Origin of the sequence: Actinoplanes sp. CA-015351 (genome assembly GCF_050955685.1) — a bacterium.
GTDB lineage: Bacteria > Actinomycetota > Actinomycetes > Mycobacteriales > Micromonosporaceae > Actinoplanes.
This window is the reverse complement of the sequence record NZ_CP192102.1, coordinates 2208115-2224972: the sequence shown is the minus strand read 5'-3', so window position 1 is coordinate 2224972 and position 16858 is coordinate 2208115. Positions and strand designations below refer to the sequence as shown.

15 protein-coding genes are annotated in these 16858 nt (G+C 69.2%); 1 reads left to right on the top strand and 14 read right to left on the bottom strand.

Translation table 11 applies throughout. From position 1 onward, the window contains the following. Positions 1 to 71 precede the first annotated feature (71 nt). Positions 72 to 734 (top strand): PaaI family thioesterase, encoded by a 663-nt coding sequence (locus ACQP2E_RS10010; protein ID WP_433830122.1) that lies wholly within the window; start codon positions 72 to 74, stop codon positions 732 to 734. 9 nt (positions 735 to 743) lie between these two features. Here ACQP2E_RS10010 and ACQP2E_RS10005 read toward each other — a convergent pair whose 3' ends face one another. From ACQP2E_RS10005 to ACQP2E_RS09940, 14 genes are all read right to left on the bottom strand, one after another. After that, entirely contained in the window at positions 744 to 1739 is a 996-nt protein-coding gene (locus ACQP2E_RS10005; protein ID WP_433830120.1) for a pectinesterase family protein, read from the bottom strand. Positions 1740 to 1801: 62 nt separating this feature from the next. Further along, on the bottom strand, positions 1802 to 3697 hold the full coding sequence (locus tag ACQP2E_RS10000; protein WP_433830118.1) for a PAS domain-containing protein: 1896 nt from the start codon (positions 3695 to 3697) through the stop codon (positions 1802 to 1804). Between the two features lie 35 nt (positions 3698 to 3732). Continuing rightward, entirely contained in the window at positions 3733 to 5034 is a 1302-nt protein-coding gene (locus ACQP2E_RS09995; RefSeq protein ID WP_433830116.1) for a hypothetical protein, read from the bottom strand. Positions 5035 to 6540: 1506 nt separating this feature from the next. After that, positions 6541 to 8109, bottom strand: a complete 1569-nt coding sequence (locus tag ACQP2E_RS09990) for an amidohydrolase (RefSeq protein WP_433830114.1) — start codon at positions 8107 to 8109, stop codon at positions 6541 to 6543. Then, entirely contained in the window at positions 8106 to 8864 is a 759-nt protein-coding gene (gene ddaH / locus ACQP2E_RS09985) for a dimethylargininase (RefSeq protein ID WP_433830112.1), read from the bottom strand. Before ddaH ends, ACQP2E_RS09990 begins: the two co-directional genes overlap by 4 nt. Continuing rightward, positions 8861 to 9853 (bottom strand): nitrilase-related carbon-nitrogen hydrolase, encoded by a 993-nt coding sequence (locus tag ACQP2E_RS09980; RefSeq protein WP_433830110.1) that lies wholly within the window; start codon positions 9851 to 9853, stop codon positions 8861 to 8863. The genes ddaH and ACQP2E_RS09980 overlap by 4 nt, the downstream gene beginning before the upstream one ends. Continuing rightward, positions 9850 to 10899 (bottom strand): agmatine deiminase family protein, encoded by a 1050-nt coding sequence (locus ACQP2E_RS09975; protein ID WP_433830108.1) that lies wholly within the window; start codon positions 10897 to 10899, stop codon positions 9850 to 9852. Before ACQP2E_RS09975 ends, ACQP2E_RS09980 begins: the two co-directional genes overlap by 4 nt. Further along, positions 10896 to 11492: a TetR family transcriptional regulator C-terminal domain-containing protein gene (locus ACQP2E_RS09970; protein ID WP_433830106.1), complete on the bottom strand. Its 597-nt coding sequence runs from the start codon at positions 11490 to 11492 to the stop codon at positions 10896 to 10898. The genes ACQP2E_RS09975 and ACQP2E_RS09970 overlap by 4 nt, the downstream gene beginning before the upstream one ends. A gap of 16 nt (positions 11493 to 11508) precedes the next feature. Then, the gene (locus ACQP2E_RS09965; protein WP_433830104.1) at positions 11509 to 12291 is read right to left on the bottom strand and encodes an ABC transporter ATP-binding protein; all 783 of its coding nucleotides are present in this window, start codon (positions 12289 to 12291) and stop codon (positions 11509 to 11511) included. Continuing rightward, positions 12288 to 13100, bottom strand: coding sequence for an ABC transporter ATP-binding protein (locus ACQP2E_RS09960; protein WP_433830102.1), 813 nt, complete (start codon positions 13098 to 13100; stop codon positions 12288 to 12290). Before ACQP2E_RS09960 ends, ACQP2E_RS09965 begins: the two co-directional genes overlap by 4 nt. Next, complete coding sequence (locus ACQP2E_RS09955; RefSeq protein ID WP_433830100.1) at positions 13097 to 13891, bottom strand: ABC transporter permease; 795 nt, start codon at positions 13889 to 13891, stop codon at positions 13097 to 13099. The genes ACQP2E_RS09960 and ACQP2E_RS09955 overlap by 4 nt, the downstream gene beginning before the upstream one ends. After that, on the bottom strand, positions 13888 to 14832 hold the full coding sequence (locus tag ACQP2E_RS09950) for an ABC transporter permease (RefSeq protein ID WP_433830098.1): 945 nt from the start codon (positions 14830 to 14832) through the stop codon (positions 13888 to 13890). Before ACQP2E_RS09950 ends, ACQP2E_RS09955 begins: the two co-directional genes overlap by 4 nt. Positions 14833 to 14834: 2 nt before the next feature. Beyond that, entirely contained in the window at positions 14835 to 16349 is a 1515-nt protein-coding gene (locus tag ACQP2E_RS09945; protein ID WP_433830096.1) for an ABC transporter substrate-binding protein, read from the bottom strand. A 162-nt stretch (positions 16350 to 16511) separates the two neighbouring features. After that, positions 16512 to 16808 (bottom strand): hypothetical protein, encoded by a 297-nt coding sequence (locus ACQP2E_RS09940; protein ID WP_433830094.1) that lies wholly within the window; start codon positions 16806 to 16808, stop codon positions 16512 to 16514. Positions 16809 to 16858: the final 50 nt, after the last annotated feature.

Here is a 16858-nt window from a genome sequence, read left to right as displayed (position 1 = left end):
TGTTCGGCGGGGTTCGCTTGGTAGAACCTGATTCTGTTCGGCTGTGCTTCTGCTGGCGCCCGGGAGACCACGTGACCGATAGGCTTCAATCCATCGACCGGCTGCTGGAGCGGCGCGAGGCGATCAGCGATCTGGGTGACGCGCTACGGCTGCTGATCGAGCACGCCACGGCGACCGAGGCGCCCACCGACGAGCTGCGCCGGGCCGCCGAACGGATCCGGCAGGCCACCGGTCCACTGGGTGAACGGATCCGGACCCGCAGCGAGGTGGCCGCCGCCGACGATCTGCTGGGCGGCGTCCGGATGTACAACCCGGTGATCGGCCGCGGCAGCGCCCTCGCCCCACCGGTGCACATCGAGAGCAGCGCCGGCGTGGCGGTCGGCACCTGCACGCTCGGCCTGGCCTACGAGGGCCCGCCGATGTACGCGCACGGAGGCGTCAGCGCGATGCTGCTCGACCAGATGCTCGGGCACGCGGTCACGTCGTCCGGTAATCCGGGGATGACGGTTCGGCTCGATACGGCGTACCGAAAGCCTGTGCCTTTGATGACGGCCCTGCGCCTGACCGCTGAGGTCTCGCAGGTCGAGGGCCGGCGGGTGACGGCGGTCGGAGCGATAGCGACGGCCGAGCGGCCGGACGAGGCGCTGGTGACGGCTACCGGGTTGTTCGTGGCGCTGCGCGCGGAGCAGGCGCAGCGACTGTTCGGCCCGGTGATGCGGCCGCGGGCGAGCTGACCTCTTGCATCAGCCGCACGGGCTCCACCCATCGGCGCCGCGCAGCGCGGCGTCCACTGTGTACGCGACCGCTTCCTCATCGGTGAGTTGCGGGCGGTCGGCGGTGACCGTCGCGCCCGGGCCGACGTTGCGGTACTCGGCGAACCGGGCCTCCTCCCAGGGCCACACCCCGAAGTCGGTCCACGGCGCCGCCGGGATGTGCGCGCCGATCCACGACTCCCGGATGATCGTCTGCCCGATCGCCTCGGGATCCTGACCGGGGTGCCACGGCCGGCCCAGGAAGACGGTTCCGCCGGGTGCGTCGGAGGTGAACCGGGACCGGTGGAAGAGCAGTCCGTACGGGTTGGTCCGCAGGGTGCTGGGTGCGGTGACGTACCCGTTCGGGGTGCTGCCCCGGTTCAGCGAGTGGATGTGGCAGCGCTCGAAGGCGGCGGTGGCCCGGCCGAAGATGAAGTCGACGTCGCCCTCGACGTAACAGTCCCGGAAGTAGGCCCGGCCTCCGTTGACATAGAGGGTGTCCTGGTTGCCGAGGAAGCGAACCCGGTCGAACACCAGCTTGTCGGCGCGGGTCAGCACGGCGACCGCCTGCCGGTTGGTGATCTCCGGATGGGCGGCCTCGTCGAAGAGGTTCGCGAAGGTCAGGCCGGTGACGCGCAGGCCGGCGCCGTCCACGGTGACCGAGGCGCTGCCCGACGTGCCCCACGGCGTGCCGTCCGGTTTCAGGGTGCCGTTGGCCCGATCGTCGGCGATCACCACGTCGGACGGTGAGCGGCCGAGCCCGCGCAGCTCGATCAGCGGTTTGGCCGCCGGGATGATCACCTGGCCGAGGTATGTGCCGGGGCGGATGCCGATGACGGCGGGCTCGCCGGCCGGGACGGCGTCGATCGCGGCCTGCACGCTCGTGTGGTCGCCGGAGCCGTCGGCAGCCACCGTCAGTCTCGTCCGCCGGGGTGCCGGCAGCACCGCGGCCGCTGCGGGAAGGGCGAGAAACGAACGTCTGCGCATGGTCGGCCTCCGGCGCTCTTCACTGATGGCTCGCGCACGGTACGACTGCAACAAAATTCATGTCAATGGATGCGTTGGGCCAGCAGACTGTGCACTTCGTTGAGCAGCGTCTGCGAGTCGAACGGCTTGTGGATCAGCGGGGCGTCCTCCGGGATGGCCTGCCCGCCCGGCGCCGGGCCGCTCGTGTAACCCGACATGAACAGCACCGGCAGGTCCGGCCGATCTTTGCGCAGCTCGGCGGCGAGCTGGGTGCCCGACATCCCGGGCATGATCACGTCGCTGAGCAGCATGTCGAACGTGAGGCCCTCCTCGCGGTACATCCGCAGCGCCTCCTGCGGATGCGGGGCGGACGCGACCTCGTACCCGGCCTTGCCGAGCAGGCGGCAGACGATGGCCCGGACCGCTTCCTCGTCCTCCACCACGAAGACCTTGCGGCCGTGGCCGGAACGGGCCGGCGCGGCCGGCGCGGCCGGGCTCACCCCGGGCGCCGCCTCGGTGCCCGCCGGCAGCCGAACCCGCAGCGTGGTGCCCCGGTTCTGCTCCGATTCCAGGCTGATGGTGCCGCCCGCGTCGGTCACCACCCCGTACGCCGTGGCCAGCCCCAGCCCGGTGCCGCTGCCCCGGCCCCGGGTGGTGAAGAACGGCTCGAACGCCCGCGCGAGAACCTCCGGCGGCATCCCGCAACCGGTGTCGGTGATCGAGAGGCACACCTGGCGCTCGCCGCCGGCGGTCTGCTCCAGGCTCGTGGCAACGGTGAGCCGGCCGCCGTCCGGCATCGCGGCGCGCGAGTTCAGCACCGCGTTCATCATCACCTGCTCCAGCTTGCTGCGGTCCATCACCACCGGAGGCAGCCCGGACGCCAGGTCGGTGACGAACTCGATGTCCTCGCCAAGGGTACGGGCCAGCAGCCGCTGGGTGTCCGCGGCGACCTCGTTCAGGTCGAGCACCTCGGGGCGGGACGGCTCGGAACGGCTGAAGATGAGCAGCTGGCGGGTGAGCGCGCTGCCCCGGTTCGCGGCCTGCTTGATCCCGGCCGCGTCGGCGCGCCCGGGATGTTCCTCCCCCAGCTCGTCGGCGAGCATGTCGGCGTACCCGGAGATGACCGCGAGGATGTTGTTGAAGTCGTGCGCGATGCCGCCGGCCAGCTGACCCAGCGAGTCGAGCCGTTCCGACTGCCGCAGCTGCTGTTCCAGCACGTTGCGCTCCCGCTCGGCGGCGATCCGCTCGCTGACGTCGCGCAGGATGCCCTCGACCGCGACCACCCGGCCGTCGTCGTCGGTGACCCGGCCGGCCCGCTGCTCGATGAAGACGATCCCGGAGTCCGGGCGGCGCAGCCGGAACGTGATGGTGCCGGTCCGCAGCGCCCGCCAGGACTGCTCGAAGAGCGCCAGGTCTTCGGGGAGGACGCTGTCCAGGATCAGCCGGGGGTCTGCGTAGTACTCCTCGGCACGACGGCCGGTGATCGACTCGACCGCCCGGCTCAGGTATTCCATGCCCGGCTCGGGTTCCAGCCGGTACCGGAAGATGATGTCCTGGGCGTGCTCGGCCAGCAGGCGGAACCGTTCCTCGCTGTCGCGCAGCGCCGCCTCGGCCCGGCTGCGCTTGGTGATGTCCGTGGAGATGCCGGCTACCGCGTACGCGTGCCCGGCCGCATCGATCAGCGGGAACTTCACCGTGATGTACGCGCGCGGGCCGTCCTCGCCCGGCGCCTCCTCCTCCATCTGCACCGGCACACCGCCGGCGAGCGCTTCCAGGTCGTTCTCCCGGAACGCGTCGGCGATGTCACGCGGGAACAGGTCGTGGTCGGTGAGCCCCACGATGTTCTCGCGGCGCAGCCCGAACAGGCGTTCGTACTCCCGGTTGACCAGCAGGTATCGGCCGTCGGCATCGCGCATGTAGATCACCGCGGACGTGTGGTCGATCAGCGCCATCAGCTGGTCACGACCGATCTCCGCCAACGGTGACGTCGTACCTGGCTTCACCCCGCCCCCGCTCAACCGGCCAGCTCCACCACCACGCGACCGGAACCTACCTCCTTCGGATGGCCGGTATGTGCTCTTTCGCTGGTAATCACCGGCCTTAGTGCGGCGAGAGCATGATTCTGCCGGGCCCGGGTAAGCCGTTCGAGGAACGTCTCCGTCATGCCTGTCGTGCCGGCCCGGTTGGACACCAGCTCCTTGTCGCCGAGACCGGCCTCGTCACGCAACCGCTGCGGCTTGAACAGGAACTTCTTGCTCAGCATCAGGTGCGCGCCGGCCGCACGGGCGTGCATCGCGAGCAGCCGGTACCAGTCGATCAGAGCGGGGTGCCGCGCTACCAGGCGGCGCAGGTCGGGCTCGTCGAGCAGGCGCAGGTCGCGCTCGTCGGTGCCCAGCGCGTCGAGCAGCCGCGCCGGCAGCGTCGGCATGTCCATCAGCCGGCTGAGCTCCTCGCGCTCGGCGGCGAGCAGGGCCGGGAAGAGCCGGCGGGCCTGCTTGTCGTAGTCCTCCACGGCGAGGCCGAGCAGGAAGTCCCGTTTCAGCGCCTCCGGGTCGAGCGCGCCGCTCGGCGAGATGTCGCCGAGGGTCCAGTGCGCGGCGAACTGGCGGAACACGTCCATGAAATGCTCGGCCGGCATGGTCTGCTCGGGCGGCAGAGCCGCGAAGTCGACCATGAGGCGGCGCAGGGCGTCGAGCAGGTCGGTGGCGAGGCGTACCGAATGGCGGGCGTCCTCGCAGGTCAGGCCGGCGTTCTCCCGGGTGAACGGGCAGAGCAGGTTGTTGACCGCCATCTCCACCACTTCACCCTGTTTGACCAGCAGGAAGAACCGTTCCTCGCCGGGGCTGCCGGTATAGCTGCGGATCCGGCCGTCGTCGAAGACGCCGGGCAGAACGCCCAACACCTCCTCGTCGAGGCGTACCTGAACCGTCCCGACGTTCCACCGCACCAGCGAGGCGAAGCTGTCCCGCTCGTAGTGCCCGGTGCCGGTGTGCGCGGCCAGGGCCTCGAAGTACGCGCGGAACGGTATCCGCTGCGGCCCGGCCACCAGCTCGGCGAACGCGTCGTCGGGGTGGGTCGGCCCGCCCGGCGCGTGCTCCTGGTAGTGCCGGGCCACCGAGGCGCCGACGAAACCGAGGTTCACCACGAGCTGCTGGGCCTGCAGCGGGGTCAGCTGGGCGACCTCCGGCAGGTGGTCCAGCACGTGCTCGCCGACCTCGGTGTGCAGTAGCTCGGGTGAGGCGTGGTGCTGCAGGATCGCTCGGTTCAGGCGGGGCAGTTCGTGCAACACCCAGTCGCCGATCTGTTCCGGAATCACACCCTTTCTATTCGGCAAATGTCCGGGTGAATGTGAGTCGTTCGAATCCCATTTATCGAGAAACCGGATATTTCGGGTTAAAGGGTGGGATGGGGTGGGGTGCGGGCGGGCTCGGTGCGCCTGTGGCGTTCTTGGGTGTGCCCGTGGCGTTCTTGGGTGTGCCCGTGGCGCCCGTCGGCGTGCCCGCGGCGCTCTTCGGTGTGCCCTCGGCCCACTCTGGTGCCGCCGCCGCTCACAGGTGCGCGGCATCGGCGTCACCAGCCGGGGCGCCCCCAGCACCTTTCGACGGCGACACCGCCGTCTTTCGAGTGCGTCTTGCCAGGCACGCCCATGGCTGCGTCGATCGATTGATGAGGCCGGCTGTGCCGCGCTGCGCTGCGCTGCCTGAATCTTGTTAACTTCCCCGCCGACGTGTCCGCACAACTTCACAAGATCGAACAGGCGTGGCCGATCTTGCGGAGTTAGCCGCAAACGGTTCGCCGGACTCCACAAGATCCGTGACGCACCACGTTCACCACGCCGAAACCGTGAAGCATCGCGTCACCACGTCCCCGCCACGCTCTCCGCCCTGCCCCACCCCAACCCGCCCCGCACTCTGCACGCCCCGCACTCTGCACGCCCCGCACTCTGCACGCCCCGCACTCTGCACGTCCCGCACTCTGCACGTCCCGCCCCGCCCCGCTTTGCCTGGATCTTGTGGACTTCCCCGCAGACGTGCCCGCACAACTTCACAAGATCGAACAGGCGTGGCCGATCTTGCGGAATTACACGCAAACGGTTCGCCGAACTCCACAAGATCCGCGGCGCACCGCGTTCACCACGTCGGGACTGTGTAGCACTACGTTCACGCGCCGAACCGTGAAGCACCACGATCACCGCGCCGGAACCGTGAAGCACCACGATCACCGCGCCGAACCGTGAAGCACTACGTCGGCCGAACCTTTGAAAGCCTGTAGGGCACGAAACACCCACGAGTCTCCAAGATCCGGCATGTCCACCCACTATCGTGGCAGAACGTCACCCCATAGCTCCCAAACCACCCAAAATCGACGCGCCACGAACGGCCGCCCCGGCAAACTCGTGCACTCGTGGTCGACCAGCCGGCCAAACCGCACAAGATCCCCGAGCGGCATCGCACCGAGAAACCACCACACCGCGCCGAGAAAGCGTCACGCCACCCCGAAAGCGGCGGCGATGCCACATGCCCCAATCCCGACACATACGACCGAAACCGGCGCGGCGTGTCGGATTCGGGTCTGTGTTCTGAGCGCGGACGGGAGCGCACCGTGTGCCCCCATCACCGGGCACCTGGCGGGCCGGGCACTTGACGAGAACGCACCGTGTGTCCCCAACTCCGGGCACCCGACGGGAGCACACGGTGTGCCCCCGTCACCGGGGCACCTGGCGGGAGCCCACCGTGTGCCCCCATCACCGGGCACCTGGCCCCTGGACGGGCGCCCACCGTGTGCTCTCGTTTGCCTGCTCTGACCCCGTCGGCAATCGGCCTTACTCGACGGGCCTGCCGGCCACCACGGTTCCCACGACCGGCAGGTGAGCCAACTCCTCCGGAGCGCAGTCGACCGGATCCCCGCCGAACACCGTGAAGTCGGCGTCGAAGCCCGGTGCGATCCGGCCCCGATGGCCCTGCTCGCCCGAGGCCAGTGCCGCCTGAGTAGTGAAACCCTCCAGCACCTGCAGCGCCGTCAGCGCCTGCTCCGGCTGCATCGGCAGTGCCGACGGCCTGTCGAAACGGCGCCGCAAGCGGGCATCGGCCATGATCCAGCGCGGGTCGTACGGCGCGATCGGCCAGTCCGAGCCCAGCGCCACCACGCCACCGGCCGTCCGGATGTCGTTCCAGCGGAAGCCGTGGTCCACCCGGACGTCGCCGAGCCGGACGGACCACGAATCGGACCGGTCCGCGTTGTTGAAACACGTGCAGTGCAACGGCTGCATGCTCGCCGCCGCGGCGCCGTCGGCGAAGAGTTTGACCAGGTCGTCGGGGATGGTCTCGACGTGTTCGATGCGGTGGCTGGCGCTGCCGGGCGTGAGCGACGCGAAGATGTTCAGCACTTCGCGGACGGCACGGTCGCCGATCGCGTGCACGGCACAGTTGACGCCCGCCGCGTGCAGGTCGGACACGACCGTACGGAATCTGTCGAAGTCACGCCACAGTGAGGAGAGGCCTTCGCCACGGGTGTCCGCGTACTCCAGCCAGGCGGTGCCGCCGTCGACGGTTCCGTCGACGACGAGCTTGATGCCTTCGACCCGCCAGCGCCGGCCGCCCTGTCCCAGCTGGGCGACCACATCCGGATAGGAATCCTCCGGCATGAGCATCGGGTTGAAGCCGATCCGCAGCGGCAGGTCGCCCTGTTCTTCGAGCATCGTGACGAGTTCGCGCGCCGGGTCGTGGAAGTCCATGGCGTGCAGCCCGGTGTATCCGACCGCCGCCATCCCGCGCAGCAACGTTCGCAGCGACGCCGCCTGCGCAGCCGTTGACGGTGCAGGAATCACCCGTTCGACCAGGTCGGAGGCTTCGGCTTCGAGCAGGTATCCGGTCGGCACCCCGTCGGCGTCGACGGCGACGCGGGAACTGGAAGCGAACGAGCGGGCACCCACCACACCGGCCAGCTGCAACGCGGCAGGCGACGCGATCGCCGAATGAGCATCATAAAGAACGATATAAGCGGGAATCCCATCCAGTACCGGCCCGAGAGCTGCAGCCGACGGCTCTGATGTACCGAAGACGACCGGGTTGAGCGCCCACGCCCGCAACCACTCCCCCGGCGCGAGCGCCGCACGCGCCTCCTCCAGCTTCGCGCGGACGAGCGGCAACTCCAGCACGTCGGTCAGGTCCACGCCGGCGGTCAGCGACAGCCCGGAGACCGGGTGGCTGTGCCCGTCGACGAGTCCGGGAGTGATCACCGCATCGCCGTAGTCGATCACTCGGGAGGCGGATCCCCGCAGGTCGGCCGCGTCGCCTGCGGCGACCACCACCCCGTCGCGGACGAGCACACCGGTGACGTCCCCTTGAGCGAGGGTACGAATCCGCCGGGCGACGAACAGCACCCCGCTCATCCGCGCACCCGCACCGAAAGACAGGTGACGCAGCCCTCGAGCTTCTCGAACTCGCTGATGTCGACAGCCACGACCCGCAGACCCCGTGCCTCGAAGATGGCAGCTGACTCCGGCGCGGCCGAGCTCATCAGCACGGTCGACGCATCAAGCACCACCACATGAGCACCGGGCTCCTCCGGCACCTCCAGATAGGACGGGAAGATCGTCGGATCATCAACCACTGGCCCGTACCCGATGATCGTGCCGTCCGGGAGCGCGGTGATCGCGCTCTTGAGGTGCAGCGCCTTGGTGACCGGGACCGCGACGACGGTCCAGCCGCGCGGTTCGAGCAGGCCGCGCAGCTGGCCGACCGCGGCCTCGTTGGTGGTGCCGGTGAGGCCGACGTACGCGGTGGTGCCGACCTTGAGCACGTCGCCGCCGTCGAGGGTGCCCTCGGTGATGGTGGCCGTCTCGAAGCCGAGTTCGCGGATCTTCTTCTCGGTCGCGACCGTCTCCGGGTTGCGAGCCGGCTCGGCGGGGTTGGTGACGACGGCCAGGTCACCGAAGATCACCACGGCGTCCTCGATGAAGACCGAGTCGGGCAGCGTGTCGTCGATGTCGACGCTGACCGTGGGCCAGCCGTTCGATTCCAGCGCGGCGACATATCCGGCCCACTGCCGGCGAGCGAGATCGAGGTCGAGCGGCTGCCGTTCGATGAACGTGACGACGCCGTCGGCGAGGGTCGCGGCAGGCGGCCGGACCAGGACGTAACTCATGAAAGCTCCTCGGAAGCGACATCGGTGGCGACATCAGGGACGACATCGGTGGCGACATCAGTGGCGGCGGCGGTCAGTGCGCCGTAGGTGTCGGGTCGGCGCGTGGCCAGGAACGGGAACAGCGTCAGCCAGTCGGTGCGCTGTGCCAGGTCGAGCGTCGCGACCAGCACGGCGTCCTCGTCGCGAGGCGCCTGCACCAGAACCCGGCCGTAGGGGTCGCTGATGAACGACGAGCCGTAGAACGTGACCAGCCCTTCGTTGCCCCACCGGTTCGGAACGACCATGAAGAGGCCGTTGGCGATGCCGTTCGCCACGATCACCTGCCGCCACAGCGGCTCGGTGTCGAAATCCGGGTGGTCCGGCTCGGAGCCGATCGCGGTCGGGTAGGCGAGCAGCTCGGCCCCGCCAAGCGAATAGGCGCGAGCCACTTCCGGGAACCATTCGTCCCAGCAGGTCGGCATGCCCAGGCGCGGCGCGCCTTCAAGATCCAATTCCCAGACAGGGTACGCGTGACCGCCCGTGCCCGGCCGGAAATAGGTGTCCTCGTAGTACCCCGCCGTGACGGGGATGTGCAGTTTCCGGGTCCGGCCGACAATCGTCCCGTCCGGCGCCACCAGGATGCTCGTGTTGAAGCCGAGGCCGTCGCCGTCGTCCGCCTTCTCGTAGAGCGACGCGTGCACGAACAGCCCGTGCTCGGCGGCGGCCCGGGCGGCGAACGTGCAGGTCGGCCCAGTCTCCAGGTCTTCGGCCAGGTCGGACGGTGTGCCGGTGGGAACCGTGTCGGCGGGGTACCGCATCAGGGTCAGCTCGGGCAGGAACACCACTTTCGCACCGGCGGCCGCGGCCGAGGCGATGCCGTCGTCCAGGACGGCGAGATGTTCGGCCGGGTCGGCGTGCCAGCGGGTCTGCACGAGCGCGACGGTCAGCGGCCGGTCCTCGGAACTGACGCGGGCCGGCGACGGCAACCGCGAGGCGACAAGGGTCTTCATGCGTTTCCTCCCGGAAGAGCGGGTTGTTGCTGGGTGATGCAGTGGACGCCGCCGCCCCGGGCGAACAGCACCCGCGCGCCGACCGGCATGATCGTGCGGCCCGGGTACGCGCCGGCCAGGACGTCGAGGGCCTCGTCGTCGTTCGGGTCGTCGAACGAGCAGGCGATGACGGCCCCGTTCACGGCGAAGTGGTTGACGTAGCTGTAGTCGACGAAACCGTGCTCGTCGGTGAGCGTCTTCGGAGCGGGCAACGAGGTGAGCCGCAACGGACGGCCGGCGGCGTCTGTTGATGCGGCCAGCACTTCCCGGATCTCGGCCATCACGGCGTGATCCGGATGCTCCTCGCTGCGCTGGTCGTGGATCAGCACCTCGCCCGGCGCCGTGAACGTGGCGACGATGTCGACGTGTCCCCGGGTTCCGTAGGTGGCGCTGTCCCGGGTCAGCCCCCGGGGCAGCCAGATCACCTTCCGGGCGCCGACCGTGCGGGCCAGTTCGGCCTCCACGTCGGCCCTGGTCCAGCCCGGGTTCCGCTCCGGGTCGAGCTGCACGGTCTCGGTGATCAGGAACGTGCCCTCGCCGTCGGTGTGCAGACCACCGCCCTCGTTCACCAGCGCCGAGGAGATCCGGACCGCGCCGCTGGCGGTGGTGGCGACCTCACTGGCGTACGCGTCGAACTCCCACCGCGCCCACTCCTGCTGTCCCCAGCCGTTGAAGACCCAGTTCACCGAACCGAGCCCGGCCGCTCCGACCACGAAGGTCGGGCCGGAGTCCCGGTACCAGGCGTCGTCCAGCTCGCACTCGTGCAGCTCGATGTCGCCGGCGAGACGCCGCCGCGCCTCAGCCCGTCCCTCGGCGGTGACCAGCATCGACAGCGGTTCGTGCTCGGCCACCGCGTTGGCGACAGCGGCCCACGCCGTCCACGCCTCGTCCGCGTCGGACGCTGTGTCGCCAAGCGTGTACGCCGCCGACGGCCAGGCCATCCAGGCCCGCTCGTGCGGTTCGGTCTCGGCCGGCATCCGCCACGTCAGGTCGTTGCCCGGCTTCATGCGTTTCTCCAGGGAAGCTGCGGATCGACAAAGCGACGGACGATCGCCATGGCGGCGTCGTGGTCGAGCGGGCGGTACCCGATCACGACCCGGATGGTCAGGCCGTCGAGCAGCGCCGACACCCCCTCGACGATCGGGTCGACGTCGAGGTCGGCGGGCAGTTCGCCGCGGCCGATCGCGTACCGAAGTGTCTCGCGAAGCAGGCCCTGCCAGTCGCTTTCCAGCTCGGTGATCAGCTTGTGGAAGTCCTCGGAGTGCACCGCCTCATTCCAGGCGCCCAGCCAGAGCAGCAGTCCGCTGTCGTCCAGGCCGGTGGGTGCGCCGGTGTCGAGAAGCCACTCCCAGCGTTCCCGGCCGGACTCCATGGTCTCGAAAGCGGCGTAGATCCGCGTCCGCAGATCCTGCTCGACGATCCGCATCGATGCCGTGAACAGGTCGTTCTTGGACTCGAAGTAGTAGAGCAGGTGAGCGCCGGTCATACCGAGGCTCGCGCCGATGTCGGAGAGCCGGACGTTGTGCACCCCCTGGACGCTCAGCGGCCGGATCGCCGCCCGGGCGATCTCCGCTTTCTTGCCCTGCCTTTTCGTACTCACATGGCCTGCTTGGTGCTCATCGGACTGATTCCTCCGTGCTGCCGGGCAGTGTGGGCGCCGCGGCGATCAGTTCGGCGGTGTACGGGTCGGCCGGCGCCGCGAACAGCTCGGCGATCGGCCCCTGCTCGACGATCCGGCCGTGGCGCATCACCACGGCGGTGTCGCACAGATATCGAACCAGATCAAGATCGTGACTGATACAGATCAGCGTGACGCCGGTGCTGGCGCGCAACTCGGCGAGCAGGTCGAGCACACCTGCCTGCACGATCACGTCGAGCGCGCTCGTCGCCTCGTCGGCGATCAGCAACTCGGGTTCGAGCGCGAGAGCCCGGGCGATCGCGACGCGCTGCTTCTGCCCGCCGGAGAGGCGGTGCGGCCGGGCCTCGCGGATCTCGGCAGGCAGATGCACGAGGTCGAGCAGCTCGCCGACCCGGGCGTCGACCAGCTCGGCCGGCACCACCCTGTGCACACGCAGCATCTCCGCGAGAGTCGAGCCGACGGTCCGGGCCGGGTTGAGCGTGGTGCCCGGATCCTGGAAGACCATCTGCATGGCACGCCGCGTGGCCAGGTCGCGCCGGGCGCCGAGCTCGGCGCCACGGAAACGCACGCTGCCGGCTTGCGGCCGGTTCAACCCCAATACGGTACGCATGAGAGTCGACTTGCCCGACCCGGATTCTCCGACGATCCCGGTCGCCGAGCCTTTCGCGATGTGCAGGGTCACGTTGTCGACAGCGGTGATCGCGTGCTTGCGACGACCGAAACTGACCGTGACGTTCTCGATCTCCAGAAGTGCGCTCATCGCGTCACACTCCCCAGGTTCTCGTTCCGGAGCCGGCCGCCCAGGCTCTCGCTCCGGAGCCGGCGGCCCAGGCTCTCGCTCCGGAGCCGGCGGCCCAGGTTGGCGGCGAGGAGCTCGGCGGTGTACTCGTGGGCCGGGGCCGCGAGGACCTCAGTGAGCACGCCGGTCTCGACCACCTCACCGCGGCGCATCACCAGCAGCCGCGCGCTGACCGAGGCGACCACGGCCAGGTCGTGGCTCACGAAGATCATCGCCATCGACCGCCGGGCGATCAGGTCACGCAGCAGGTCGAGGATCTGCGCCTGGACCCGGACATCGAGGGCCGTGGTGGGCTCGTCGCAGAGCAGCACCTCGGGTTCCGCGGCCAGCGCGGCGGCGATCATCACGCGTTGCCGCATGCCACCGGAGAGCTCGTGCGGCCAGGCGCGCAGCCGATCGGCGGCACGGTCGATGCCGACCTGCTCGAACAGCTCGATGGCAGCGGTCAGGGCGTCCGCTTTTGATCGGCCCGGGTGGTGCCGCCGCCAGACTCGGGCAACCAGGTCACCGGCGCGCATCGTCGGGTTCAGAGCGGTGGCCGGCTCCTGGAAGACCATCGCCGTCCGTGCCGTGCAGGTGATCTCCCCGGTCGCTGTGATGCCGGCCGGGAGGATGCCGAGGATCGCACGCAGGGTCAGGCTCTTGCCGCTGCCGGACTCGCCGACGATGCCGAGGGTCTCACCAGGCGCGAGGGCGAGATCAACGTTGTCGACCAGTGTCACGCCGTCCGCGCGTACCAGGGAAAGGCCTTTGATCTTCAGGGCGCTCATGCTCGTTTCCTCTCCTGAAGGGCATCGCCGAGCAGGGCGAATCCGAGGGCGAGCACGGTGATCACCAGGCCCGGGACGACAGTGAGAAGTGCCTGCGTGGTGATGTACGGCTGGGCGGCGGCGATCATGCTGCCCCACTCCGGGGTGGGCTGCTGGATGCCGAAGCCGAGGAACGAGAACGCCGCGAGGGCGGTCACCGCGAAGACCAGGTCCGATGTCAGATAGATGAGCGTCTGTCGCAGGGTGTTCGGTAGGACGTGCCGGACGATCACCCGGGGTGCACCGAAGCCGGCCGTGATCGCGGCCGTGACGTACTCGGTCTGCCGGATCCGCAGCACTTCGGCACGGACCAGGCGGGCGTAGACCACCCAGCCCACAGCGGTGAAGCTGATCAGCAGGGATCGGACACCGGGACCGAGACTGAACACCAGGACGATCATCAGGATGTACATCGGGAACGCCTGGAGCAGGTCGCTGATCCGCATCACGATCGCGTCGAACCAGCCGCCGAAGTAACCGCAGATCACGCCGAGCGCGGTGCCGAGCAGACACGGCAGCACAGTGGCGAGCGCGGCGACCGGCAGATCGATCCGGGCCGCCATCAGGATGCGGCTGAGCTGGTCACGGCCGAGTTCGTCGGTGCCGAGCAGGTGCGCCGCGGACGGGCCCTGCAGGGCCGAGACCACATCCTGGGCGAGTGGATCATGGGGTGCGATCCAGGGCGCGAGGATCGCGGCCAGCACGTAGAGCCCCACCACGCCGGCGCCGATCCAGAGCTTCGGGCCCTTCATGCGCTGATCCTCACTCTCGGGTCGACGGCCGCGTTGACCACGTCGGCGATCAGGTAGAGCGCCACCACCAGGACCGCGAAGACGATGGCGTAGCCCTGCACCAGCGGGAAGTCCCTGGTGCTGGCCGCGACGACAAGGCCCTGGCCCATCCCGGGCAGTCCGAAGGCGACCTCGACGACGACCGTGCCGAAGAGGGCATATCCGGCCTGCGCGGCCGTCACCGTGATGAGCGGCGGGACCGCGTTGCGGAGCTGGAACTGCCGGAGCAGCGCCAGCCCGGTGAATCCGAGGGTGCGGGCGGCCACCACGAACTCGGCCTCGTGCAGGTCGATCATGGTGGCCCGCAGGCTGCGGATCATCGGGGCGGTGATGCTGATCGCGACCACCACGGACGGCAGGACCATCGCCAGGGCGTACTGGCCGGGGCCGGGGCCGACGCCGGCCACCGGGAACCAGCCGGTCGGCAGGGCGATCAGCCGGATCGCCATGATCGCGACCCAGAACGTCGGCAGACCGATACCGAGCGTGCCGAGGATCCGGATCACGTGGTCCGCCGGGCCGTCCGGACGCTTCGCCGCCAGGACCGCCAGTGGGACCGTGACCAGCAGGGCGAGCAGCACACCGGCGATCGCCACGGTCAGCGTGACGGGCAGCTGAGCAACGATCTGGTCGGCGACGGGCTGACCGGTCTTGAACGAGGTGCCGAAGTCGCCTTGGACGACCTGCACCACGTAATGGGCGTACCTCTCCCAGATCGGCTGGTCCAGGCCGATTTCGTGGGCGATCCGGGCGACCTCGGCCTCCGGGGCCCGCGGGCCGGCGACCATCCGTGCCGGGTCGCCGGGCGCGAGGCTGAGCAGGAGCATGACCAGGAAGAGGATGCCGAGCAGCAGCGGGATCAGGCTGATCGCGCGGCGGGCGACGAAGGCGTACCGGCCCATCGTCAGTTCTTCCAGACGGTGTCGAAGTAGTAGGTGCCCCACGGGGTGACGTGGGCGTCGTGGACCACGTCGCGCTGGCCCTCCAGAGCCGAGGTGTGCGCCAGGGCCACGAACGGGGCCTGCTCGAACCAGATGTCCTGGAGTTTCGTGACGGCGGCCTTCTTCTTCGCCGTGTCGGTGGTGGCGGCGTAATCAGTGAGCGCGGCGATGGCGTCATCGGCGGGCAGGCCGGTGAACATCGTCGAGGTGCCGGCCACGTACCAGGCGGGGTCGGCGACGTCCGGGGAGATCGCGTTGTAGCTGAAGATGCCCAGCTGGTACTCGCCGCTGCTCTCCGCGGCGAAGGCGGTGGCGCTGTCGGCGGACTGCAGTTCGACGGTGATGCCGACGGCGGCCAGGTTCTGCTGAATGATCTGGGCCATCAGCGTGGAGCTGGGGTCGTTCGGGTAGACGAGACTCAGCGTCTTCTTCTCGTTCTTGAGCAGCTCCTGGGACTTGGCGGTGTCCAGCGTGAAGTACGGCTGGCTCGGCGCGGCCCAGTTCAGGCTGTTCGTGGGCAGGGCGCCGGTCGGTGCCACGCCGTATCCCTTGAGGGCGCTCTGGCTGATCGCGGCGTAGTCGATGGCGTACGCGATGGCCTGCCGGGTTGCCGCGTCGGCGAGCGCCGGGTCCTTCGTGTTCATCAGCAGCACCGGCGTGAGGTGCTGCGGCTGCGCCTTGACCTGGTCCTTCGGCAGCGTCGCGGCGGTCACCGGCATGATCTCGTCGGCCATGTCGAGCTGACCGGAGCGCATCTGCAGGGTGATCGAGTTGGGGTCGCTCGCGTACGTGCTGACAATCTTGTCGAGGTACGGGCCGCCGTCGCGGTAGTAGTCCGGGTTCTTGGTCAGCACCACCTGGCCGTTGGCGCTCCACTCCGAGACGGTGAACGCGCCGGCGCCGACCGGCTTCTGCCAGTACTCCGCGGCGGTACGCCCGCCGAAGTCCTCCGGCACGACGCCCGCGGTGGCCCAGGAGAGGAACCCGGCAAGCGCGGTGTCCGGCGCCGCGAGGGTCAGCTCGATGGTCTTGTCGTCGACGACCTTGGTGCTCGCGATGCTGGCGTAGGTGGCGCCGTAGTTCGCGCCCGCCTGCCAGGTCTTCACCGAGAACGCCACGTCGGCAGCGGTCACCGGCTTGCCGTCGCTGAACTTCGCGTCGGCGTCCAGTTTCACCGTCAGCACGGTGTCGCCCTTGCTGTACTCCCAGGACTCGGCGAGGCCCGGCTCGAGGCCGGTGCCGTCCTCGGTGGTCCGGATCAGCGGCTCGATCACGGCCTGCGAGATCTGGTACGAGGAGTTCAGCGTCTCCTTGTCGAGTTCGAAGCCTTCGAACGGGTTCGAGCGGACCACGTTGAGGGTGCCGCCCGCCTTCGGGGTGGTGGAGTCGCCGCCCGCTGAGCCGGCACCGCCACCGCAGGCGGTGATCGAGGCGAGCAGAGCGAGGGTTAGAGCGGCGGTGATGGCAGGACGCTTCATCGGCACCTCAAAATTTGAGTCGCGTTCAAACTTGCGATCAAAATAGGAGCGGGTTCGCGTCGCCGGGAAGATCAAGTGGCGCAACGTCATGGGGGTTTAACGGCCACGAAACGCAGCGACCCGCGCCACCATGGACGGTGACGCGGGTCGTTTCGGCGTACGTTATTGGTCTTGATCTGGGGTTTCTTGGCGTCTCTCGAGGCGTCGCTGCTCAATCCGGCGCCAGCGCTCGTAGACCTCGGCGGCGGCCGCCTTCGGATCCGTGGCGCGACCCGCCTGCCACTGCCGGGGCAGGAACGACTCGGCGCCCAGCCAGAGAAGCTCACTCATCGGCACCGTCCCGCCGTGCAGCCGCATCAGCTCGGCCGAGACCTCGGTCGCGTGCTCGCTCCGCCGCCACATCTCCACCGGCGAACTGCCGTTCAGCAGTTCGTCACGATCGTCCGGGTGCAGTTCCATGAGAGTCCTCCGCCGTGGTCCAACCAGCGCGAAACCGCAGGTCAACACGC